Origin of the sequence: Streptomyces sp. NPDC051109, from assembly GCF_044455885.1 — a bacterium.
Lineage (GTDB): Bacteria > Actinomycetota > Actinomycetes > Streptomycetales > Streptomycetaceae > Streptomyces.
Window position 1 is genome coordinate 22,608 of the sequence record NZ_JBITFF010000027.1, and the last position, 21,285, is coordinate 43,892.

General features: G+C 72.8%; 15 protein-coding genes. 5 read left to right on the plus strand and 10 right to left on the minus strand.

Features of this window, described 5'->3' with window-relative positions; all coding sequences use genetic code 11:
- Window positions 1–10 precede the first annotated feature (10 nt).
- The 5 genes from ACIBAD_RS33040 to ACIBAD_RS33060 are packed head-to-tail and all read right to left on the minus strand — an operon-like array spanning window position 11 to window position 5,450.
- Window positions 11–793 carry a class I SAM-dependent methyltransferase gene (locus ACIBAD_RS33040; RefSeq protein WP_134072346.1) on the minus strand — a complete coding sequence of 261 codons (783 nt, stop codon included), beginning with the start codon at window positions 791–793 and terminating at the stop codon, window positions 11–13.
- Window positions 777–1,943: a pyridoxal-phosphate dependent enzyme gene (locus tag ACIBAD_RS33045; protein ID WP_398910436.1), complete on the minus strand. Its 1,167-nt coding sequence runs from the start codon at window positions 1,941–1,943 to the stop codon at window positions 777–779. Before ACIBAD_RS33045 ends, ACIBAD_RS33040 begins: the two co-directional genes overlap by 17 nt.
- Complete coding sequence (locus ACIBAD_RS33050) at window positions 1,940–2,917, minus strand: formylglycine-generating enzyme family protein (RefSeq protein ID WP_398910438.1); 978 nt, start codon at window positions 2,915–2,917, stop codon at window positions 1,940–1,942. The genes ACIBAD_RS33045 and ACIBAD_RS33050 overlap by 4 nt, the downstream gene beginning before the upstream one ends.
- Window positions 2,914–3,588, minus strand: a complete 675-nt coding sequence (gene ribA / locus ACIBAD_RS33055) for a GTP cyclohydrolase II RibA (protein ID WP_398910440.1) — start codon at window positions 3,586–3,588, stop codon at window positions 2,914–2,916. The genes ACIBAD_RS33050 and ribA overlap by 4 nt, the downstream gene beginning before the upstream one ends.
- Window positions 3,585–5,450, minus strand: a complete 1,866-nt coding sequence (locus tag ACIBAD_RS33060; protein ID WP_398910442.1) for a WD40 repeat domain-containing protein — start codon at window positions 5,448–5,450, stop codon at window positions 3,585–3,587. Before ACIBAD_RS33060 ends, ribA begins: the two co-directional genes overlap by 4 nt.
- Window positions 5,451–5,799: 349 nt before the next feature.
- Between ACIBAD_RS33060 and ACIBAD_RS33065 the strand changes: the two genes are divergently transcribed.
- From ACIBAD_RS33065 to ACIBAD_RS33080, 4 genes are all read left to right on the plus strand, one after another.
- A complete protein-coding gene (locus tag ACIBAD_RS33065) occupies window positions 5,800–9,240 on the plus strand; it encodes an ATP-grasp domain-containing protein (protein WP_398910444.1) in 3,441 nt (1,146 codons plus the stop codon).
- Window positions 9,237–9,788 (plus strand): NADPH-dependent FMN reductase, encoded by a 552-nt coding sequence (locus ACIBAD_RS33070; protein ID WP_398910446.1) that lies wholly within the window; start codon window positions 9,237–9,239, stop codon window positions 9,786–9,788. The genes ACIBAD_RS33065 and ACIBAD_RS33070 overlap by 4 nt, the downstream gene beginning before the upstream one ends.
- 46 nt (window positions 9,789–9,834) lie before the next feature.
- Entirely contained in the window at window positions 9,835–11,172 is a 1,338-nt protein-coding gene (locus ACIBAD_RS33075; RefSeq protein ID WP_398910447.1) for an acetyl-CoA carboxylase biotin carboxylase subunit family protein, read from the plus strand.
- Between the two features lie 70 nt (window positions 11,173–11,242).
- Window positions 11,243–12,442, plus strand: coding sequence for an MFS transporter (locus tag ACIBAD_RS33080; protein WP_398910449.1), 1,200 nt, complete (start codon window positions 11,243–11,245; stop codon window positions 12,440–12,442).
- Between the two features lie 78 nt (window positions 12,443–12,520).
- On the opposite strand, the gene ACIBAD_RS33085 is transcribed toward ACIBAD_RS33080, so the two are convergent.
- Complete coding sequence (locus tag ACIBAD_RS33085) at window positions 12,521–13,894, minus strand: IS701 family transposase (RefSeq protein ID WP_398910452.1); 1,374 nt, start codon at window positions 13,892–13,894, stop codon at window positions 12,521–12,523.
- Between the two features lie 318 nt (window positions 13,895–14,212).
- On the opposite strand from ACIBAD_RS33085, the gene ACIBAD_RS33090 reads away from it, so the two are divergent.
- Window positions 14,213–17,152 carry a BTAD domain-containing putative transcriptional regulator gene (locus ACIBAD_RS33090; protein WP_398910454.1) on the plus strand — a complete coding sequence of 980 codons (2,940 nt, stop codon included), beginning with the start codon at window positions 14,213–14,215 and terminating at the stop codon, window positions 17,150–17,152.
- Between the two features lie 82 nt (window positions 17,153–17,234).
- Here the strand turns inward: ACIBAD_RS33090 and ACIBAD_RS33095 are convergent, their stop codons facing one another.
- The 4 genes from ACIBAD_RS33095 to ACIBAD_RS33110 all read right to left on the minus strand — a co-directional run bounded on the left by ACIBAD_RS33095 (window position 17,235) and on the right by ACIBAD_RS33110 (window position 21,179).
- The gene (locus ACIBAD_RS33095) at window positions 17,235–17,414 is read right to left on the minus strand and encodes a hypothetical protein (RefSeq protein WP_134072328.1); all 180 of its coding nucleotides are present in this window, start codon (window positions 17,412–17,414) and stop codon (window positions 17,235–17,237) included.
- Window positions 17,415–17,626: 212 nt separating this feature from the next.
- Window positions 17,627–19,243 carry an FAD-dependent monooxygenase gene (locus ACIBAD_RS33100; protein WP_134072326.1) on the minus strand — a complete coding sequence of 539 codons (1,617 nt, stop codon included), beginning with the start codon at window positions 19,241–19,243 and terminating at the stop codon, window positions 17,627–17,629.
- A 16-nt stretch (window positions 19,244–19,259) separates the two neighbouring features.
- Window positions 19,260–20,084, minus strand: coding sequence for an arylamine N-acetyltransferase (locus ACIBAD_RS33105; RefSeq protein WP_134072319.1), 825 nt, complete (start codon window positions 20,082–20,084; stop codon window positions 19,260–19,262).
- Between the two features lie 72 nt (window positions 20,085–20,156).
- On the minus strand, window positions 20,157–21,179 hold the full coding sequence (locus ACIBAD_RS33110) for a ketoacyl-ACP synthase III (protein ID WP_134072317.1): 1,023 nt from the start codon (window positions 21,177–21,179) through the stop codon (window positions 20,157–20,159).
- Window positions 21,180–21,285: the final 106 nt, after the last annotated feature.

Below are 21,285 nucleotides of genomic sequence, written 5' to 3' on the forward strand. Positions count from 1 at the left end.
CCCGCGCCGCTCAGACCGCGACGAAGGACAGGGTCAGGTACTTGAGCCGGTGGCCCTCGTACTCGAAGTGGCGGTCGATCTCCAGGCTGCCGGTGAAGCGGAAGCCGTTCGCCTCGTAGAGCTCGGTGACGAGCTGCTCGGTGAGCCACCAGTTCAGCCGCCCGTCCGCGAGCGGATGCGGGGTGATCTCCCCGTCGGGGCTGAGGAACACGCTCACCACCCAGACCCCGCCGGGGCGCAGCATCTTGCGGCCGTGCTCCACCCAGGGGGCCCAGTCCTCGCGGCGCTGGTGGTGCAGACAGCCGTTGTCGACGAGCAGGTCGAGGCCCTCGGCGCGGAAGGCGAGGAAGTCGCCCTGGTGGAAGCGGATCGAGCCGTGCGCGACCTCGGGGGTGTCCCATACGTCGAGCAGGTCGAGGCCGGTGACCTCGGCTTCCAGCCACTCGGCGAGGGAGGCAGTCTGCAGGCCGCGGCCGCAGCCGATGTCCAGGACCCGGGCCGGGCCGGAGCCCGGCTGGTGCTCGTCGGTGGGGGCGGCCGCGACCGCGAAGTGCGTGACCCGGTCGTTAGTGGTCGTCCCCGACCAGGAGTCGCGGTTGTTCTTGTACCACTGCTTGAAGGAGTTGCGGACGACCTCGCGGTAGCCGCAGTAGTTCCGTTCGGCGTGCTCCGCGTCCGCGGCGCTGTGGCCGGGGCCGGGGACTGTGGCGGTGGCGGTGGCCGTGGCGGTCAGGGCCGCGGGTGTGTCACGGCCCTGAAGGTCCCGGTCTTGAATGTCACGCTCCTGCGGCATGCTCCCACTCCTCGATTGTTCCGCGGCTTGCGACGACCGCGACTGCGTTGCGCCCTCGCGGGCCTTGGTCGACTTCCGCCGAGGCGCTGAGCCAGGCGCCCGCGCCACTGCCGGAGACGGCGATGCCGTGTTCCCGGCGCAGGTGGCGCATGGCCTGCAGGGCCTGCGGATAGGCGACGGCGGTGAAACTGAAGAAGTCCTGCGGGAACGCGGCGAGCAGGGGCTGGCGCAGGCCGTGGCCCAGTCCGCCCGTGCCGCTCATCCGGCGGGTGCCGTCGGGGGCGCGCTCGTCGCCGTAGACGGCCTCGGTGGGGAAGACGGCGAGGGGGCGGCAGTCCGGCCAGGAGCTGCCGAGGGCCATGGCGGTGCCGGCCAGGCTGCCGCCGGTGCCGACGGCCGCTGCCAGGGCGGCCGGTTCGACCCCGTAGCCGGAGAGCTGGCCGATGATCTCCGCGCCGGTGTGCTCGCGGTGCAGGGCGGCGCCCGCGGCGGCGCAGTGCTGGAGCAGCAGGTGCCGGTCCTCGCGTTCGGCGACGCGGACGGCCTCGTCCATCGCGCCGAGGAAGCCGGTGCCCTCGCGGGCCGTGGTGACCTCGGCGCCTTGGCGGCGCAGCTGGTCCAGCAGCCGTTCGGAGGCCCCGTACGGGACCACCAGGTGGAGGTCCAGGCCCAGCTGTCCGCACAGCTCGGCCAGGGCGACGGCGAGGCTGCCGCCCGAGTACTCGGCGAGCCGCAGCCGGGGGGTGCCCGCGCCGGCCACGGCCGCGCACAACAGGGCATACGCGGTACGGGATTTGACGGATCCGTAGGTGTTGGCGGCCTCGGTCTTGAGCCAGACCGTGCCCCGTCCCGCCCGGCTGGGCACCGGGACCAGCGGGGTGGCCCCGATGCCCGGGCGCAGGGCGGCGAGCCGGGGCAGCAGCCGGTGCGCTTCGGCCTCCAGCGGGGCGAAGGCCCGGGTGATGTCGGCCAGGGTCGGGGTCCGGTCGGCCAGGACGCGGCGGATGCCCGCGAAGCCGGGGCCGGGAGCGGCTTGCTCGGGAGCGGCGGAGGCGGGGTCGGCTTGCTCGGGGCCGGCGGGTTCGGGAGCGGCGGGTTCGGGACCGGCTGCGGGTGCCGGCCCCGGTCCGGGGTGGACGGCGGTGGTCATGAGGGCCGCTTGCCGGTGGCGAGGCGGAACCCGACGGGGTACAGGGGCCCGGGGAAGGCGCCGTGGCGGCGCCGGGTGCGGGTCAGGTCGCCGAACCGGGAGAAGGAGCCGCCGCGGGCGATGCGGTAGCTGCCCATCGTCTGCACCAGGTGGTCGGCCACGTAGGGGCCGTCCGGGTAGGGGGCGTACTCGTCGGCGGTGAACTCCTCGACGTTGCCGCCCATGTCGTGGACGCCGTACGGGGAGCGGCCGGCCGGGAACGCGCCGACCGGGGTGGTGGTGTGCACGCCGGACTCGCGGGTGTTGGCCGCCTCGGGGTCGAAGCCGCCGGGCCAGGGGTAGGGCAGGCCCTCGGGGCCCTTGGCGGCGTGCTCCCACTCGGCTTCGGTGGGCAGCCGCCAGGGGTGCCCGGTGCGCTCGCTGAGCCAGGCGGCGTAGGCGTCGGCGTGCTCGGGGCGGATCCCGGCCACCGGGTGGTTGGAGCGGTCCCACGGGTAGGCGCCCAGGTACCAGGTGGTGGGGCGCTCCTCCAGGCCGGTGTCGGCGAGGAAGGCGCGGTACTCGCCGTTGGTCACGGGGTAGGTGGCGATCCAGAAGTCGGCGATCTCCACGGTGTGCTCGGGGCACTCCTTGAGGATCCAGGACTCCTCCACGCCCACGTGCGCCCAGGCGTTGGTGACGTATCCGGCCTCGTTCTCGGGGAGGCCGATGCGGATCCGGCCGCCGGGCACGTGGCGGGTGGCGGGGCCCGCTCCGCTGGTGGGGGAGGGGATGCGCGGGTCGCCGAGCAGGCCGAGGACGTGGCCGGCGGCGAGGCGTTCGGCGGTCGGCAGGTCCGGGTCCTCGACGGCGGCGGCGAGCTCCTCGGGGGTGGTGCCGGGCAGCCGGGCGGGGTGCAGCCTGCCGGGGTCGGCGAGGCCGGCGTGTTCCTTGAAGTGCGGGGAGTCCGCGAGGTCTTCGAGTGAGAGCGTCATGCCGCGGCCTCCTGGAGCAGCGCGATGGTGTGGCCGGCGAGTTCGGCCTTGGCGGACAGGTAGCGGGAGTTCTCCGCGGTGGCGTACACGCCGGTGGGGATCACCTCGGTGATCTCGATGCCGTGCGCGCGCAGTTCCCGCACCTTGTCGGGGTTGTTCGTGAGCAGTCGGATCCGGGTCAGGCCGAGGGCGTGGAGCATCGCGGCGGCGGCCGCGTAGTCCCGCTCGTCGTCGCCGCGGCCGATCATGCGGTTGGCGGCGAAGGTGTCGTGGTCCTGCGACTGGAGGACGTAGGTGTCGAGCTTGTTGTAGAGCCCGATGCCGCGGCCTTCCTGGCGCAGGTACAGGACGGCGCCGCCGTGCTCGGCGATGCGCCGCAGGGCCTCGTCGAGCTGGGGGCCGCAGTCGCAGCGGGCCGAGCCGAGGACGTCGCCGGTCAGGCATTCGCTGTGCAGGCGCACCAGCGGCGGCGCGCTGTCGCCGGGGGCGGCGGGGACGAGGACCGCGAAGTGCTCGCCGGGGTCGGGGAGGTGGTGGAAGGTGATCAGGTCGGCGCTGCGGTCCCGGACGCGCGAGAGCGTGACGGGAACGCGGGCCCGGACCGCCGCCGGGACCGCCGCGGGGGCGGCGGCTTCCGCGGCGGCTTCCGCCGTGTCGGCCGAGGTCGTCATGCGGCCACCTGCTTCCGGTCGGCGCTCTGCGCGATGTCGTCGATGTGGAGGGTGTGCTGGATGTGGGCGCCGTATTCGTCGACGGCGACGAAGACGATCCGACCGTCCCATCCGGCCACGGCGACGCGCCCGTCGGCGAGCTGGAACATGCAGGACAGGCCCTGGCTGAACCCGGCGAGGACGTGGCCGGAGGCGAGGGTGCCCGCCGAGTCGGCCCAGTCGACCTGCCAGGCGTAGAGGTTGAAGTCGTAGGAGCCGGCGAGGACGGTGGGCTTGCGGGTGTCGCCCAGCAGGGAGACGCACTTGACCGACTCGTCGGAGCCGAGCAGCGTCTGCGGCGCTCCGGTGCTCCAGCCGCCGTCCGCGGTACGGGTGACCCGGCCGACCTTGACGGTGTGGTCGCGCGAGGCGCTGGCGACGACGGAGCCGCCGGGGCCGTGGAGGCCGGCGACCGCGTTGACGAGGTTGCCGTGTTCCCACAGCTTGGTGCGCCCGTGCACGGTGCCCGCCTCGACGGTGCGGTCGGTGGCGGCGGACAGGAAGCCGCCGTCCGGGATCGGGGCCAGGGACTTCACCGATCCGCCGTGCGCCTCGACGCGCTCTTCGAGCCGGAGCGTGGCCGGGTCCAGGACGAGGAACTCGCCGTTGTAGGTGCCCGCGACCAGCCGGCCCCCGTCGAGGGTGAGGGAGGGGATCGGCGCGCCGAGGCGCTCGCTGGAGGTGCGGGTGCCGTCGTAGCGGATGACGTGGCCGGAGTAGGTGCCCGCGTAGATGGTGTCGCCGTCGGTGGCGAGGGACAGGATCGGGCCGTCGGTGAGCTCGATCGGGGTGGCCCGCCGCTGGGCGCCGTTCTCGACGCGGACGGCGAAGACGGTGCCGGAGTCCCCGCCGATGAGGAGCTCGTCGCCGCGCGCGGCCAGGGCGTTGGGGCCGTGGGTGGCGCGCTCGGGGCCGGACAGTTCGGCGGCCGTGGCCATGTCGTACAGGTGCGGGGCGTTGCGGAAGGAGCCCGCGGCGACCAGCCCCTGGGCGGCGGCGACGGAGCGCGGCCACACACGGAGGTCGGCGACGGTGTGCCGGCGTTCGCCGGACCGGTCGAACCAGTGCAAGGAGCCGTCGTAGGCGCCGACGACGAACGCGGAGTCGTCCTCGGCCCAGTCGACGGCGCGGGCGGCGGAACTGGAGACCTCGACGGTCAGTACGTGGTCCAGTTCGCGGGTCAGCAGGTCGACGCGGCCGTCGTCGCGGGCCACGGCGAGGAGGTCGCCGGCCCGGGACCAGGCGCAGCCCTCGATGGAGGAGTCGTAGTGGCGCTTGCGCGCCGCGCCGGAGCCGGAGGCGGGGTCGCTGACGGCGACGAGGCCGTCCTCGCCGACCGTGGCGGCCAGGCCCTCGACGCTGACGGAGACCATCATGCAGTGCGCCTCGTGCGAGCCGACCTCGGTGAGGAAGGTGCCGTCGAGTACGGACCACAGGGTGGCGCGGCCGTCCTCGGAGACGCAGATCAGGCGCTCGCCGTCGGGCAGCCAGGCGACGGAGTTGATGTCGTCGGTGTGCCGTGCCAGGACGTTGACCAGCGTGGCGGGGCCCTCTTGGGGGACGCGCCAGATGCCGACCGTCTTGTCGGCGGAGGCCGTCGCGAGGAGGGTCGGGTCGGCGGGGTTCCAGGCCGAGGAGTTGACGAGGCGGCGGTGGCGCAGCGTCGCGGTCTCGGTGGGGCGGGCGGGGTCGGCGGTGTTCCACACGATCACGGTTCCGTCGTAGGACGAGGTCGCGAGGCGGGAGCCGTCCGGGCTGAAGGCCACGTGGGTGATCGGGGCCGCGTGTCCGGTCCCCGATTTCGGGATGGAGATGATGCGCACGCTGTCTCTGTCCTTTTCTTCGGTGACCGGGAAAGGCCGTTTACAAGATGAATGGAGAGGTGGGTGTCCAGTTTCCCGTATGCACACTAATTGCTGCCGCAAGGAGCTGCGAAGCGCTGTCCGGCAATGTGGGAAGTCACCCGACCTGACGGATTCGAATTCTTTTGTTTGACATGTAACAGCAGGTCAGGGTGGGTGTCTTCGGTATCGGCGCGGGAGCGAAACGGGAACGGAACGGGATTGGAAAGGGAAGAGGTGATGGAGTGAGCCGGATTATGCGGCTGCCGCTTGCCCTGTAGTCCGCGTCCCCCGATGCTTCGATGAGAAGAGGACTCAAGGGGCTGAGCTCATGCATGTTGTTCTGTTGGAGACGGCATACGTCAGAGGCTTCGACGTCGTGGCGGAGATGGCCGGCGACGGCATCGAGGTCACCTTCGTCACGGAACGCCTGGACGCCTACCGCGCCAATGCCGGGTTCGAGCTGCTCGAACGCGCGGCGCGGGTGGTGGAGGTGCCGGAGCTGTCCGGCGGCCAGGACCTGGCCGCCCTGCTGCAGGGACGCCTCGGCCCCAACCCGGTCGACGGCGTGATCTGCCGGGACGAGAACCTCCTGCACGGCGCGGCGCGGTTCGCCCGCGACCTGGGGCTGCCCCACGAGTCACTGGAGGCGGCGCGGCTGCTCGGCGACAAGTCGGCCGTACGGGAACGGCTCGGGAAGGCCGGGATCGGCAGCCTGCGCTGGCGCCGGGCGGTCACCGAGGAGGAGGGACTGGCGGCGGTCGACGAGATCGGGCTGCCGTGCGTGATCAAGCCGCCGTCCGGCCGGTATTCGGTCGGGGTCACCGTGGCGTGGACCCGTGAGCAGGCCGCCGCCGGGCTGGCCGAGGTACTGGGGGTCCCGTACGGGAACGACGGCGGGGACGGCGACGGGGACGGCGACGGTGGCGGGCGCCCCGTGGCGCTCGTCGAGGAGTACGCCGTCGGGCGCCACGTCAGCGCCGAACTGCTCGTCCAGGACGGGCGCGTGGTCCTGTACGGCTTCGCCGAGCGCATCCCGGCGGCGCCCGGCACCACGGCCGAGCTCGGCGGGCACTTCCCGGCCCGCTTCCCGGGCATGGGCGCCGCACGGCGGTTCGTCCTCGACACCGTCGAGGCGCTCGGGGTCCGGGCGAGCGCGCTCCACGTGGAGCTGCTCGTCACGCCGACCGGTCCGGAGCTGATCGAGGTGAACGGCCGGATCGCCGGACACGTGGTGACCCGGCAGATGTCGCTCGCCCTGGACCGTTCGGTCGCCCGCGACCTGGTCGCGCTCGCCACCGGTGCGCCGGTCGAGGACGCGGCCCCGCCGGTGACCACGGTCGCCCTGCACGCCCTGTGGACTCCGGTCGACGGGATCGTGCACGGCACGGTCCCCGCCTTCCGCGAGCTGCCGGCCGGGGTGGTCGACTGCCAGGTGACCGCCGGACCCGGGGACCGGGTGCCGGCGCTGGGCACCAACCACGACCGGTTCGGCTACGTGATGGTGCGCGGAGCCGATGCGGCGACGGCCGTGCGGGTCGCCGCGGAGGCCGCGGCCCTGGTACGGGAGTCGCTGCGCATCGAACCGGTCGCCGCCGCGGAGCGGGGGCAGGAGCACCCGGAGCCCGAGCCCGCGGGCGGCGAGCACGTGGTGCTGCTGCTGGACCGCGGTGACCCGGTCGACCGGATCGTGGCCGCGGCCGGGGCGGTGACCGCGCGGCTGACCGTACTGCGGCGCGACGAGCTCACCTTCGACGCGGTGCGCGCCCGGTTCCTCGAGGCGCACGAGCGCCGGCCGGTGGCCGCGGTCCTGTCCTGGTCGGGCGCGTACGAGCGCGAGGCGCGGGAACTGCGCGCGCTGGCCGCCGGAGCCGTCCGGGCCGGCGAGCCGGGGAACGAGGAACTCGGCGAGCTCGACGGGCTGCTGGAGGAGCTCGCGTTCGTCAGCGATCCCGTCCGCACCGTACTGGCCCTCGCGACCGGCGGAGGCCGGGTGGACGTGCTCGCCTCGATCGACGAGAGCGGCGACCACGCCGCCGAGGACGGCAGCTCCGAGCGGCGCCTGACCGCAGGCCCGGTGCCCGCGCGGCTGCTGGCACGCACCGAGGAGGCCGTGCGCGAGGCGGGGATCGAGGGGCCGGCCCGGGTCGTGTTCGGGGCGCGCGACACGCGCCCCCTGGTCCTGCCCGGCTTCGACCGGCAGGTCCTCGACCTCTACGACGCCGCCCACCGGCGGAGCCTGGTGACGGCCGCCGTCGAGAGCGCCCTGGGCCGGCCGGTGCGCGCCGCCCTGCCCGACGCCGGGCGGATCGCGATCCAGCGCCACGTCCTGTCCGGGCCGGGCCGCTTCCGGGTGGTCGCCGCGACCGCCGCAGAGGAGCTGTACGACACGCCCGAGCTGGCCTCCGTACGGACCCCGCTCGACCGCGAGGGCGTCCACAGCGGGCCGGTCGTCCGCCTGGAGTACACCGTGGCGGCGCCGGACACCGTCCGCGCCGAGCAGGCGGTGGCCCGGATCGAGCGCTCGCTGCTGTGGAAGACCGAGTCCGCCGACCGTACGCACGTCCTGCTGCTGGACCGGATCGGCCCCCGGGTGTGGACCCGCGACGACGGCTCGCCGCTGCTGGACCCGGACCGCTTCCGGGTCAGCGTGCTGAGCTCGGCCGCGGGCAACACCACCGGCAGCGCCGCCGATTTCGCCGCCCGGACGGACGTGTTCGATCCGGACGGGGTACGGGCCCTCGCGGGCGCGGTGCACGCGCTGTACCCGGTGGACCGGGTCGCCACCGTCTCCGAGCGGCTGCTGGAGCCGGCCGCGGAGCTGCGCGCCAGGCTGGGCACGCCGGGCAGCGACCCGGCCACCGCTCGCAAGTTCGTGGACAAGGCGGTGATGAAGCGCATCGCCCGGCGGGCGGGCATCCGTGCCGCCGAGGGGCACCTCGTCCACACCCCGGAGGACGTCACCGACCTGTTCGCCCGGCACGGCCGGGTCGTGGTCAAGCCGCGCGACGGTTCGGGCTCGTTCGGGGTGTCGGTGCTCACCGACGCCGCCCAGGTCGAGCGTTGGGTGCGCGAGGAGTTCAGCCCCGGCACCCACCTGTGCGAGGGGTTCGTGGCGGGCGACATGTGCCACATCGACGCCGTCGTCCACGGAGGCGAGGTGATCTGGGACGTGTCCCGGTACGTGAGCGACACCCTGGCCGTGTCCCGGGTGGAGCCCCTGTCCTCCGTCACGGTCGCCGACCCCGCCGTGCGCGCGGCGGCCCGCGAACTGCTCGGCCAGGTCGTCGACGCCTGGCAGGTCTCCGCGGGGGTGCTCCACCTGGAGGCTTTCCTGGACGAGTCCGGGTTCACCTTCTGCGAGGTGGCCGGCCGCCCGGGCGGCGCGGGCGTCCGCGAGGCCTTCCTGGCCATCACCGGCATCGACCTCTTCCACGCCAAGATCCTCACCGACGTGGGCCTCGACCCGACGGCCGGCCGGGTCGCCCCGGTGGGCGCGTACGCGGGCTGGACCGTGCACTTCACGGTCGGCGGGATGCTGCTGGACTTCGACGACTCGGCGGTGGCACAGGACGCGTACTACCGGAACGTGCCGTACCGGATCGGGGACGTGGTCCCCGCGCAGCCGTTCTCGGGTACGGGCGCGAGCACGCACGTCTTCGCCCACGACTCGCACGAGGAGGTCCGGCGGCTGGTCGCCCGCGCCGAGCGCGAGGTGCGCCTGGTGATCGGTCTGGAGCCGAATCCGGGGTCCGCGGGGGCCGAGCGGTGATACTCGGCATCCTCGGCAGCGCCTCCGCGGACTCGGTGTCGCGCCGGGTCCTGGAGCTGGCCGCCCAGCGGATCAGGGCGGCCGGGGCGGAGTACGAACTCCTCGACCTGGGCGTGGAGTTCCCCGGGCGCCACCGGATCGACGACTACGACGACCCGCCCCCGTACAGCCAGACGGCGGCGATCCGCGCCCGGATCGCCGGGGCGAGCGGCGCCGTACTCGCCACGCCGGTCTACCACGGCTCGTACAGCGGTCTGCTCAAGAACGCCCTGGACCACCTCACCGGCGACGCGCTGGCCGACCGGCCCGTGGGGCTGATCGCCGCGGGCGGCGGCCCGCGCGGCGCCGGGACGGCCTGCGACCAGATGCGGGCCGTGGTCCGGGCGATGGGCGGCTGGGCCGTGCCCACCCATGTGGCCTCCGCCCGCAGCGACTTCACTCCGGGGCGCCCGCTGGAGGAGCTGCACATCCGGATGGACCGCCTGGTGGACGAACTGCTCTCGTTCCGCTCCGCCCGCCGTGCCCCGGTACCCCTCCTCAGCCACTGACCCCCTACTCCAGCGAAGCGAAGCCCGTCACCTGAAAGGACGCGCCATGACCCCCCGCTCCGCCCGCCCGTCCGCCGGCTCCGAGGACCAGCCGCACCTGCTGCTGATCTCGGGCATCGGCGGCCACCCGCCCGCCGCGGCGCTCGACTCCCTCTCCCGGCTCAGCCCGGCGGTCTCCGTCGTCCACATCGCGGCCTGGGGCGACCCGGAACCGGTGCGCGCCGACTGGGCCGCCCGCGGACTGCGCGGGGAGTTCCTGACCGCGACCGACCTCGACGACGCGGTGGCCGTGGGCCTCGCCCTCCACGGGCGGTACGCGCTGTCGGGAGTGGTCACCTACTCGGAACTGCTGCTGCGTCCGCAGGCCGAGCTGGCCGAACGCCTCGGGCTGCCGGGCAACCCGCCGGAGGCGGTGACCGTGGCCCAGTCCAAGTCCCGGCAGCGCCAGGTCTTCGCCGAACACGGCGTGCCCTCCCCGCGGTTCGCGGAGATCCGCGAGGAGGCGGATCTGGCGGAGGCGGCCCGGGCCATCGGCCTGCCGGCCGTCTTCAAACCCTCGCTCGGCGCCGGCAGCCAGAGCGTGCGGCTGGTCCGCACGTACGAGGAACTCCTGGAGGCCTACCGCGACGGCCGGGCCACCGTCTCGGCCTTCCTCCAGAGCGAGGACGTCTTCCTGCTGGAGGAACGCCTCGAACTGGAGGCGGACGGAGACAGTGGCTGGGCGGCGTACTGCAGCGTGGAATCGCTGCTCGCGGCCGGCGAGCGGCACCACCTGGCCGTCTCCGACCGGCTGGAGCTGCGCCACGGCTACGCCGAGGAGGGCGCGTCGATGCCGTCGAGGCTCGACCCCGCCGTCCAGGCGGCCGCCGTCGACTGCGCGGACCGGGCGATCCGGGCCATCGGGCTGACCACCGGGGCCGTGCACACGGAGATCGCGCTGACCCCGCAGGGGCCGCGCGTCATCGAGGTCAACGCCCGGGCGGGCGGACCGATGCCGGTCATGTTCGAGGTCGGCGCGGGATACGACTACGCCGAGCAGATCGGCCGCAGCGCGCTGGGCCTCGCACCCGACACGGTGCCGGAGTTCACGCGGACGGCGCTGCTGAGGATGGTGCCGATCCCGGCGGGCGAGTGGCTGGTGGCCGCGCAGACCCCGACGGACCAGCTGATGGCGGCCTTCCCCGAACTGGTCTACGTGAAGCCGCGGTTCGGGACGGGGCAGCGGGCGAGCCGGAGCCGGACCCTGCACCTGGCGACGTTCATGATCGGTGCGCCCACGCCCGGCCGGGCCCTGGAGCTCGCCGACCGCGTCGAGCGGGCCCTCGGCGTCGAACTCGTCGAGGCCGGCGCGCAGTCCGAGCCCGCCCTGGCCCGGGCCACCTAGCCGTGGACGGACCCGCCCACCCCGGCCCGACTCCGCAATCCCGCCTACTCATGACGTGGGGATCGCTCCGATGAAGAAACGCATCTACGCCACTGGACTCTCCGACGCCGTCGGACTGGGCATGTACCTGTCCCTGTCCGTCCTCTTCTTCCACAAGGCCGTGGACCTGCCCAACGCCGAGATCGGGCTGGTCCTCGGTGTCGCCGGCGTCACCTCGCTGCTGGGCGCCATGCCCATCGCGCGGGCCGCCGAGCGCTTCGGCACCCGTACCGTGCTCACCGTCCTGTTCCTGGTCCGCGCCGCCGCCTTCCTGGCGCTGGCCACGGCCTCGTCCTTCATCGCCGCCCTGCTCGCCTCGGCGGTCGCCGGGGTGCTGAGCCGGGGCATCAGCCCGCTGATCGAATCGGGCCTGATCGCCCGTGCGAGCAACGAGGAGGCGGTCGGAGCGCTCGCCCGGCTCCGCTCGCTGCGCAACGCGGGCATGGCCGCGGGGGCGCTGCCCTCCGGGGCGGCCATCGCGATCGGCGAGGCCTGGGCCTACCGGGCGGTGATGGTGCTCTCCGCCGTCCTGTTCATCGGCTGCGCCGTGGTCTGCCGGACCTTCGGCGACGGCGGGCGCCCGGCCGGGGCCGCGCAGGGCGGCCCCTCACGCGGCAGCGTCCTGCGCGACCGGGCCTTCCTCCGCATCACCGTCCTGTACGGGGCCCTGACCATGTCGGCGCTCGTCCTCGGACTCGGTGTCCCGCTGTGGGTGGTCCAGCAGACGCAAGCTCCCGCCTGGACCGTGACCCTGGTCCAGGTCCTCAACACCGCCGTCGTCGTCGCGCTCCAGGTCCGGATCAGCAAGGGGTCCGAGGACTTCGCCACCGCCCGCAGGATGATGCGGCGCGGCGGGCTGCTGTCGGCTCTGGCAGCGGGGGTCGTACCGCTGACGGCGTTCGGCGGTGCGACCACGAACCTGGCCCTGGTGGTCGCAGCCGCGCTGCTCTTCTCCCTCGGGGAGCTGTACATCGTGTCCGGCACCACCGGCGTCGCCCTGCTGCACATCCCCGAGGGCCGCAAGACCGGCTACCTCGCCGCCTTCAACCTCGGGTTCGCCGTCACCACCGTCGTCGGCCCCCCTCTCATCACCAGTTCCGTCGGCTGGGGCGGCTGGGCCTGGCTGGGCTGGGCGGTCTACTTCACCGCCGTCGCCCTGGCCGCGATGCGCCTCCCGCAGCCGGCCCCGGCCGCCGGGAAGACGCCTCGGACCGCGGGAGCCCCCGCGTGATGCGGGCCGAGGGAGCACGGGAGCGGGCCCCGAACATTCCCCTCTGCGCGGCGTACCGTCATCCTCGGACGACACGCCTCAGCCCATCTGCCGCAGCGGCCGGTTCCCCGAAGGAGTGCCGGACGAACTCTCCGCCCGAGTGCGGCCAGTGGCGTGGTCGGCGCCGATCGCGACGCTGTGGGCGGCCGAGGAGAGCGTGAGGTGGCGGTGCCAGCCCTTGAAGGAGCGGCCGGCGAAATCGCGCAGCCCGGCCCGCTCGCCGGTGTCGGCGCTGTCGAAGGCCGTCCGCCGGCTGAGCTTGGCCAGCCGCATCAGCCCGTCGAGCGAGGTGGTGGTGAGATCCGTGAGCCACAACTCGCTGGGCGGGCCGTTGCGGTTGGTCCACTCGCCCATCAGCAGCCACTGCTGCGGGCCGGAGGGTGAGCGGCGCGGCTGCGGCAGCTCGACGCGTATGCCCGCGACCAGGGTGCTGCGCACGACGGGCGTCCCCGAGGAGGGGTCCAGCCATTCGACGGGCCGGCGCAGTCCGCGTACGTGCTGGAGCATGTCCGACACCGGTATGGGGCCGGCGCCGTACCCGGGCATCGCCGTGTCGGCGACCCGCAGCTGGTCCATGGCCCGCATCCGGGCCATGACGGGAACGCCCGCGGCGTGGAAGCGGCTCAGCACGGCACTGCTGACGAAGTCACGGGAGGGCAGTACCACCGGGCGGCGCTCCACCCCGCCCCAGGCGAGGACTTCGAGGGCGGAAGCCGTGGCGCACTCGCCCGGCGACTCCTCGTCCACCCAGTCCGGGATGTCGGCCCGGCGGCGCTTCTCCTCGTCCTGGAGCCAGGAAGGGGAGAGGTAGAGCCGCCAGTTGACCGGGGCGCTCATCGCCTCCGAGGCCATCCACAGGCCGAACGAGTGCTGGCCGTGCACGGAGTGCCCCAGTTCCGGGACGAACCGGCGGTCTATGCCCGCCGACTGCTCGCCGGCCTTCTGGATCGGCATGGACTGGACGACCCAGGCCTTGGGCTGGACCAGCTGCTCCGCGTACCGGGCGAGGGCCGCGCGCATCGGGGCCCAGTTCCAGGTGGATTCGCTGATGAAGTGGTGCAGCGACTGCTCGGTGCCCGCTCCGCCGACGACTCCGGCCATGTTGCGGATCGACTTGCGCCCGTCCGCGTAGAGCAGTCCCCGCAGGTACTGCTCGCCGCGGGCGCGCTGGTCACTGCGGCGCAGCGACCTGAACAGCTGGGGGGCCAGCTCCGAGATCATCGCTTCGACGATCTGGGCTCTGTGGTCCGCGGTCGTGGTCGACGGCAGGACGGGTGGGGAGTGGGGGGCCTGTGCCGGAGGGGTGGCTACAGGTGCTTGGTAGGCGCTGTGCGCGGCGGCAGGCCGGGTGCCGGAATGGTTCGCCGCGCGCCGCACGGTCCGCCGGCTGGCGCCGAGGCCGAAAGTCTTCATCGCTGCTCCTGAGTCCGAGTCAGGACGCAACTGTCGGAGGTGTCGTTCCCGCTTCGTTCCCTCTTCGCTACCGCTTCCCCCAGTAAGCTCTTAGGATCCTGCTGAAGGCTCTTCAGCAGGGGGCATTGAGGGGGATGGGGCAAGGAGGCCATGGCTAATTCGGTGGAAAGCCAGGTGCGTTTCAATATTCTCGGACCGCTTGAAGGGTGGACGGCAGGGCACCGGTTAAAGCTCGGCGGGCAAATTCACGAACGAGTTCTTGCCACTCTGCTGCTCGAACCGGGGAATATCATCCCGGTTGTCCGTCTTGTGGAGGCGGTGTGGGACGAGGAACCACCGGTAACCGCTTCCCACCAGGTACGCAAGGCCGTCGCCGACCTGCGGCGCCGGATCCCGGGGGGCGGGAAGCTGATCCTCACGGACGGCCCGGGCTACCGCGTACAGGTGACCCGCGATCAGCTCGACCTGCTCCTCTTCAACGGGCACATCCGGGAGGCCCGGCACGCCGCCTCCGGGGACCGCCCCGAGGCCGCGGCCGACGAACTGCGCGCCGCCCTGGCCCTGTGGCGCGGCCCGGTGATGTCGGGCGCCGGCGGCTCGGTGGTCGAGGCCGCGGGCGCCGTACTGGAGGAACGCCGGCTGGGCGCCGCGGAGCAGCTCTTCGAGCTGCGCCTGGCCCTGGGCGAGGCGGGCGAGCTCATCGGCGACCTGCGCACCCTCATCGCGCAGCACCCGCTGCGGGAGTCGCTGCGCGGCCATCTGATCCTGGCCCTGTACCGCTCCGGGCGGCAGGCGGAGGCGCTCGCCGAGTACGCCAAGGTCCGCGAACTTCTCGTGGAGGAACTCGGAATAGACCCCAGCGCGCAGCTCACCAAGATGTACGAGGACATCCTGCGCGCCTCCCCCGATCTCGCCGGCCCGGCCACCCGCCCGGTCGCCGTGGGCGCCCCGGCCGCGTCCCCGGAGGCGGGGACTCCGGACGCCCGGCGGTCCGCGCAGTCCGGCGCCGGGAGCCACCGCTTCCCGACCCTCGCCTCGCTGCACGGGGCCCCCTGCACCCTGCCGCCCGGCATTCCCGACTTCACCGGTCGTGAGCGCGAGCTGGCCGAGGTGCTGGAGGCGTGCCGCCAGGACGCGGGGGAAGGGCCCCGGGTCGTCGCGATCGACGGCATGGGCGGCTGCGGCAAGACCTCGCTGGCGGTGCGCACCGCGTACCAGCTGGCCGAGGAGTACCCGGACGGCCAGCTCTACGCCGACCTGCGCGGCTTCACCCCCGGTGAGAAGCCGCAGCGGCCGGCGGCCACCCTCGGCGGTCTGCTGCGCACCCTCGGCGTGCCCGCCGACGGCATCCCCGACGACGAGGCCGGCCTGATCGGCCTGTGGCGGGCCACCCTGACGGGCCGGCGCCTGCTGCTCCTGTTCGACAACGCCCTCGACGCCGGCCAGGTGCTGCCCCTGCTCCCGTCCTCGACCGAGTGCCTGGTGCTGGTCACCAGCCGGGCCCGGCTGCTCGATCTGGACGGCGCGGACTGGATCTCGCTGGGGGTGATGGAGCCCGAGGAGAGCCGGGTGATGCTCGGCGAGATCCTCGGCGACGACCGGGTGGCCAGGGAGCCGGAGGCCGCCGCCGAACTCGCCGACCTGTGCGGCCACCTCCCGCTGGCCCTGCGCCTGGCGGTGGCGCGGCTGCGCAACCGTCCGCGCTGGACCGTGCGCTACCTGGTCGAGCGGCTGGAGGACGAGACCCGGAGGCTGGACGAGCTGAGCGCGGGCGAGCGCAGCGTGGCCGCCACGCTCAGCCTGTCGTACAAGGCACTGGAACCGGAGCTCCAGGCCGCGTTCTGCCTGCTGGGCCTGCACCCGGGAGCGGAGGTCGACGTCTACTCGGCCGCGGCCCTGCTGGAGACCGGGGTCCGGGACGCGGAGGACATGCTGGAGGACCTCCTCGACATGCACCTGCTGGTGCAGAACGAACCGGGGAGGTACGCCTTCCACGACCTGGTGCGCACGTACGCGCTCTCCCTCGGCGAGGGCAGGGGCGGGCGCGAGGCCCGGGACGCCGACGAACGGCTGCTCGGCTACTACGCCGCGGCGACGGACGTCGCGTGCACCCTGCTGTTCCCCACCCGCCGCAGCATGCACGTGGAAGCTCCCGGCGCCACGTACGCGCTGCCGCCGATGCGCCGCGAGGACCGCACCTTGGAGTGGTTCGACCGGGAGTCCGCAGGCATTCAGGCCCTGCTGGCCAGGGGCGGTCACGAGGAGCGCCCGCAACTGGTGTTCGCCCTGGCCCGCAACGCGTCCTTCCACCTGAACCTCCGCGGCCGGTTCGCGGAGTTCGAGGCGGTGTGCCGGGCGGGGCTCATCGCGACGCGCACCATCGGCGATCCCCTGCTCATCTGCCAGACCCTCAACAACCTGGGGGTGGCGCGCTGGAGACTCGGCCGGTTCCCCGAGGCCGTGGACGCGGCGGAGGAAGCGCTCGACTGGGCGCGCAAGGCCGGGCGTCTGGACGACGAGGCGATGTGCCTGGGGCTGCTCGGCCTCGCGCACTACGCGCTGGGGAACCTGGCGAGCTCGTACCGCTACACGACGGAGGCGGTACGGGCGTTCCAGAAGGGCGACGGCGCCGGTCTGGTCCAGCAGCAGGCGGAGGACCTCAACACCCTCGGCACCGTGTGCCTGGCGCTCGGCCGCCACGACGAGGCGGCCGACGCCCTGCTCAGGGTGATAGAGATCTGCCGGGCCTATCCGTCCCCGGGGGTGGAGGTGACCGCGTGGACGAGCCTGGCCCTGGCCCAGATCGGCAAGGGCGACTTCGCGGCCGCCCACGACAGCGTGACGCGGTCCTGGGCGCTGAGCGCCACCGCCATGGAGGAGAACATGATCCTCGCGCTCGCCGTCTCCTCCGACGTGAGCGACCGGCTCGGCGACATCCGCCGGGCGCAGGAGCACGAGGACCGGGCCCTGGAGCTGATCAGCCCCAGGACCTCGACGCAGCGGCGCTCCCGGGTGGACAACCTCCTGGCGCTCAAACATGGCCGCCACGGACGCCACGAAGAGGCCCTGCGCCTGCACGAGCGGGCACTTGAGGTGGCAGAGGGGATGGGGTACCGCGTCGAGATGGCCCACGCGCTGGACGGGATGGCGGCCGCGGCCGAGCGGCTCGGCCGGCCGACCGCGGCCGAGTACCGGGAGCGGGCCGACATGCTCTTCGAGTCCATGGGGGTGCCGCCGCAGGGGCGTCGCACCGTCTGACCGCGGTGCGCGCACGGGAACGGCAAAAACAGTGGGCCCCGTCCGGTGTCGGACGGGGCCCACTGTCTGCGCGGGGGGAGGATCAGGCGCCCTGCGGCGGCACCGGGGGGTTGGTCGGGGCGACGCCCGGACCCTTGTCCTCGGCCAGGACGGAGTGGCTCTTGGTGCCGTTGGCCTGGTGGTTCTGCTCGACTGCCGTACCCAGGCCCAGGGCGAGGGCGACCGCGAAGATACCGACCAGACCAGCGAGCTTGCCGCGCATTTCGAACCCCTTGTTTGTTTGGAAATCCCGTGTCGCTTTCGACGTGACAGAGATTCGCAACGGGGCTTCCTGCTCCAGTCCCTCTCCGTTCCCGCTTGAGCGGGAGGTGGTATGGGAACGGAACGGGAACGGCCAGTCTAACGAGAAAACCGGGGGGCTATCCGGTATTTGATTGGCCGGATGTCGACGTTCGGATATCGGTGGATTGCCGCTCAAGAAAAGGAGAGTCGCAGTTCCGCTTCGAGCCTTCCCAGATCCCGTGCATGGCCGTGAGCGGCGATATGACCGTCCGGCCGGATCAGGTAGTAGCCCGCGGAGCGGCATCCGGCCTGTGCGGCGGCGTCGCGGCGGCGTATCGTCACTTGCCGCAACAGTGGCCATTGCGCCACGATGTGGCCCAATTCCTCTTCCCAGGCCCTGTTCCCGTCCGGGACGACCGCCAAGTTCCAGCCGTGCGGATCCGCGGACGGTCCGGAGATCCCGTACGCGAGTGCCAGACGGCGCGGGAAGACCGCTCCGACCTCCAGCACGCCGGGCAGGGAACGCCGTACGCGGCAACCCGTCCAGCCCGAGGGCTGCTGGGTGTCGCGGACCGGCGGGTACGAGAGCCGGCGGCCGGCCATCACCGGGGCGTAGAACTCGGAGACGATCCCGGTCCGGTCGAGGAGCCGGAACGCCGCGTCGCGCGCCGCCACCGTGGCCTTGGACTTGAACAGCCAGGCCCTGGTCTGGAAGTCGGTGTCGCGCACGAGCTGGCGGGTGACCTCCGCCCGCTCCTCTCCGTAAGAGGCGAGCAGCGAGGAGGGGGACTCGCCCCGGATCACCGAGGCCAGCTTCCAGGCGAGGTTGTGCGCGTCCTGGAGGCCGTTGTTCATGCCCTGCCCGCCTGCCGGGCTGTGCACGTGGGCGGCGTCGCCGGCCAGGAAGACCCGGCCGCGCTGGAACTCGCTCGCCCGCCGGGCGTGAACCCGGAACACGGCCTTCCAAACCGCCTCCTTGATCCGTACGCCGCGCGGCCCGCGCTCGTCGATGACGGCCTGCATCATCGCGGTGTCGACCTCGCCGCCGCCCTGGGGCATCACCGACAGGAACCTGAAGATCCCGCCCGGGATGGGCACGATCACCAGCGCGCCGTTCGCGGACTGGTAGAAGTGGCACTCGTCCGGAGGTAGGTACCCATCAATGCGCGCATCGATGAGTGCGAAGGCCATCTCGTACGTCGATCCCTCGAATCCGACGCCGAGTTGGCCCCGGACGGCACTGCCGGCACCGTCGGCGCCGACGACGAACGGCACCCGCAGCCGCTGCAGCCCCTCGGGTGTCTCCAGCACCGCCGTCACGCCGTCGGTGGCCTCGATCCGGCCGGAGTAGTCCAGCCCGTCCAGGGCCAGCAGCCGCACCCCGCGCTCGATCTTGCCGCCGAGCGCCTGCAGCCGCTCGGTGAGCAGCCGCTCGGTGACGTGCTGGGGCAGGGTGCGGCACGCCAGGTCGTCGGAGAATCCGAAGGAGGCCAGCGGGCGCCGTTCGGAGAAGTAGCTCAGCGTGTTGATCCGTACGGACTCCTCGTCGACCACGCCGCCCAGACCGGTGTCCTCGAGGATGTCGAGGGCGCGCGGCCAGACGGACAGGGCCTTGGGGGTCAGCATCGGTTCGACGGCACGGTCGATCACGCGGACCCGGATGCCGCGCCGCAGCAGTTCGACGGCGGTCAGCAGCCCGGTGGGGCCGGCCCCGACCACCAGGACGTCCAGGTCGGACGCCCCGGCGGCGGCGGGTACCGCTTCGCCCTCTCTCGTGGGCCGGCTCTCGCCGGCTATCAGGTCAGCCATGGCCTCTGGGACTCTCTCAGTCGGTGCGGACGCCGGTGGTGGTGGAGTTCTCCGGCTCGGTGGGCAGTCGGTCGAGGCTGATGCCGAAGTGGGTCTTGTAGGCGGCGAGGACCTCGGCGTCGTCCTGGAGGACGGTCTTCGAGCGCTGGTCGCCGTCGACGACGTTCAGGTGGCGGCCCTTGAGGGTCACCAGGCCGGTCTCGGTGCGGATGGAGCAGAACAGGGCCTGCATGAAGGAGGAGTCGGGCGCCGTGCGGTACCACCACAGCGACGGGCCGTAGTCCTCGATGCGGACCGGGGTCTCGACGACCTGGTACAGCGGGCGGCCGCCGAGCCACAGGTCCACGGTGCCCGGCTGCCCCTCGACGTCCTTGAGCTGGTACTCGCCGTGCGGGTCGCTCTGGACCTCGCGGCTCGTGAAGTCGAGCGGGAAGCGGCTGTTGCGGCCGAAGCCGGTGTCGACCAGGTACACCTTGTCGCCGATGGTGACCTTCAGGGCGAGGTGGCCGAGGAACGGGCCGAGGCCCTCCGGGCGGTGCACGCGGCCCGGCAGGATGTCGACCTCGTAGCCCAGGGCCTCCAGCACGAAGCCGAGCGCCGGGTTGACCTCGTAGCAGCCGCCGCCGCGGTTGTCGATCGCCACCTTGTCGACGGATCGCTGATCCATGTGGATCTCGCGGCCTTCGAGGTGGTAGTCGAGGTTCTCGAACGGCACCGACAGCACGGCGCGTTCGGCCAGGTGCCGCAGTCCGGCGAGGTCGGGCTGCGCGGGGCGGCTCGCGCCGATCCGGGTGAGGTAGGCGTCGACCCGGGCGTCGTCGATCGGGGTTGCGTCCAGCATGGAATCTCCTTGAAGGGTGTCGCCCCCCGGGGGAGTGGGGGAGGGCAGGGAGGGAGGGGTCCGCGGGAGGGGCTACCAGCGGACGAGCGACAGACCCAGGGCCATGCCGCCGCCGAAGCCCGCGAGCAGGACCAGGTCGCCGTCGGCCAGCCGGCCGGAGCGGGCCGCGCGGTCGAGGGTGATCGGGACCGAGGCGGCGCCGGTGTTGCCGTACCTCTCGTACGTCGTCCAGGTGCGTTCGGTGCCCACGCCGATTTCCTCGGAAAGGTCTGCCAGCATGTGTCCGTTGGCCTGGTGCGGAACGAAATGCGCGATGTCCGCGGTGGTGAGGTCCCGTTCCGAAAGGAATGCGTGAATGGCGGGCGGGACGTTCGCGGCGACGAAATCGCGGACGCCCCGGCCGTTCATGGTGAAGTACTGAAGCCCCTCGGCGAGGGTTTCGGCGGTGGTCGGAATACGGCTGCCGCCGCCGGGCACCTCGATCAGATGCCGGTCGGCCGCAAAACTGGCCAGCCGGTTCGCGAGGATGCCGCGTCCTTCCCCGGCCGCCGGGCCGAGGACGACGGCGCCGGCGCCGTCACCGAACAGGATCGTGGTGCGCCGGTCCTCGCGGTTGAGGATCCGGGAGTACACGTCGGCGCCGATGACCAAGGCGTAACCCTCGCCGGTGGCGGTGGCGAGCATGCCCTGCGCCGTGGTCAGGGCGAACAGGAAGCCCGTGCAGACGCCGTTGACGTCGAAGGCGGCGGTGCCCTGGTCGGCGCCGAGCTCGGCGGCGACCACGGCCGCCGTCGGCGGCTGGGGCTGGTCCGGGGTGGAGGTCGCCACCACGATGAGCGACAGCTGCCGGGCGCGGATTCCGGCACTCTCCAGTGCCGCCCGCCCCGCGATCACCGCGAGATCGGATGTTGCTTCATCGGGCTTCGCCCAACGCCGTTCGCGTATTCCCGTCTTGCCGAGTATCCATTCGTGATCGACTCCGGCCGGCGCTCCGACTTCTTCGTTGGAAACGACATGAGCCGGTACGTACGACCCCGTACCGAGCACGCCCACCGAAAAAGCATTGCGCGCACCGTGATTTCCCGTCGTGATCATTTCTACGACTCCTCAACACTGCGTGAAACTCATGGTTCCGTCCCGGGGAAATGCCGACAACGGCGTCCGTGGGACCTTGTCAGGTACGGGGTCGCGGGGCGGTCCG

Excerpts from the sequence above, each read along its gene's own strand:
- ribA (WP_398910440.1), bottom strand. The coding sequence starts at position 3,588 with ATGACGACCTCGGCCGACACGGCGGAAGCCGCCGCGGAAGCCGCCGCC.
- ACIBAD_RS33040 (WP_134072346.1), bottom strand. The coding sequence starts at position 793 with ATGCCGCAGGAGCGTGACATTCAAGACCGGGACCTTCAGGGCCGTGAC.
- ACIBAD_RS33050 (WP_398910438.1), bottom strand. The coding sequence starts at position 2,917 with ATGACGCTCTCACTCGAAGACCTCGCGGACTCCCCGCACTTCAAGGAA.
- ACIBAD_RS33080 (WP_398910449.1), top strand. The coding sequence starts at position 11,243 with ATGAAGAAACGCATCTACGCCACTGGACTCTCCGACGCCGTCGGACTG.
- ACIBAD_RS33095 (WP_134072328.1), bottom strand. The coding sequence starts at position 17,414 with ATGCGCGGCAAGCTCGCTGGTCTGGTCGGTATCTTCGCGGTCGCCCTC.
- ACIBAD_RS33100 (WP_134072326.1), bottom strand. The coding sequence starts at position 19,243 with ATGGCTGACCTGATAGCCGGCGAGAGCCGGCCCACGAGAGAGGGCGAA.
- ACIBAD_RS33075 (WP_398910447.1), top strand. The coding sequence starts at position 9,835 with ATGACCCCCCGCTCCGCCCGCCCGTCCGCCGGCTCCGAGGACCAGCCG.
- ACIBAD_RS33085 (WP_398910452.1), bottom strand. The coding sequence starts at position 13,894 with ATGAAGACTTTCGGCCTCGGCGCCAGCCGGCGGACCGTGCGGCGCGCG.
- ACIBAD_RS33045 (WP_398910436.1), bottom strand. The coding sequence starts at position 1,943 with ATGACCACCGCCGTCCACCCCGGACCGGGGCCGGCACCCGCAGCCGGT.
- ACIBAD_RS33105 (WP_134072319.1), bottom strand. The coding sequence starts at position 20,084 with ATGCTGGACGCAACCCCGATCGACGACGCCCGGGTCGACGCCTACCTC.
- ACIBAD_RS33065 (WP_398910444.1), top strand. The coding sequence starts at position 5,800 with ATGCATGTTGTTCTGTTGGAGACGGCATACGTCAGAGGCTTCGACGTC.
- ACIBAD_RS33110 (WP_134072317.1), bottom strand. The coding sequence starts at position 21,179 with ATGATCACGACGGGAAATCACGGTGCGCGCAATGCTTTTTCGGTGGGC.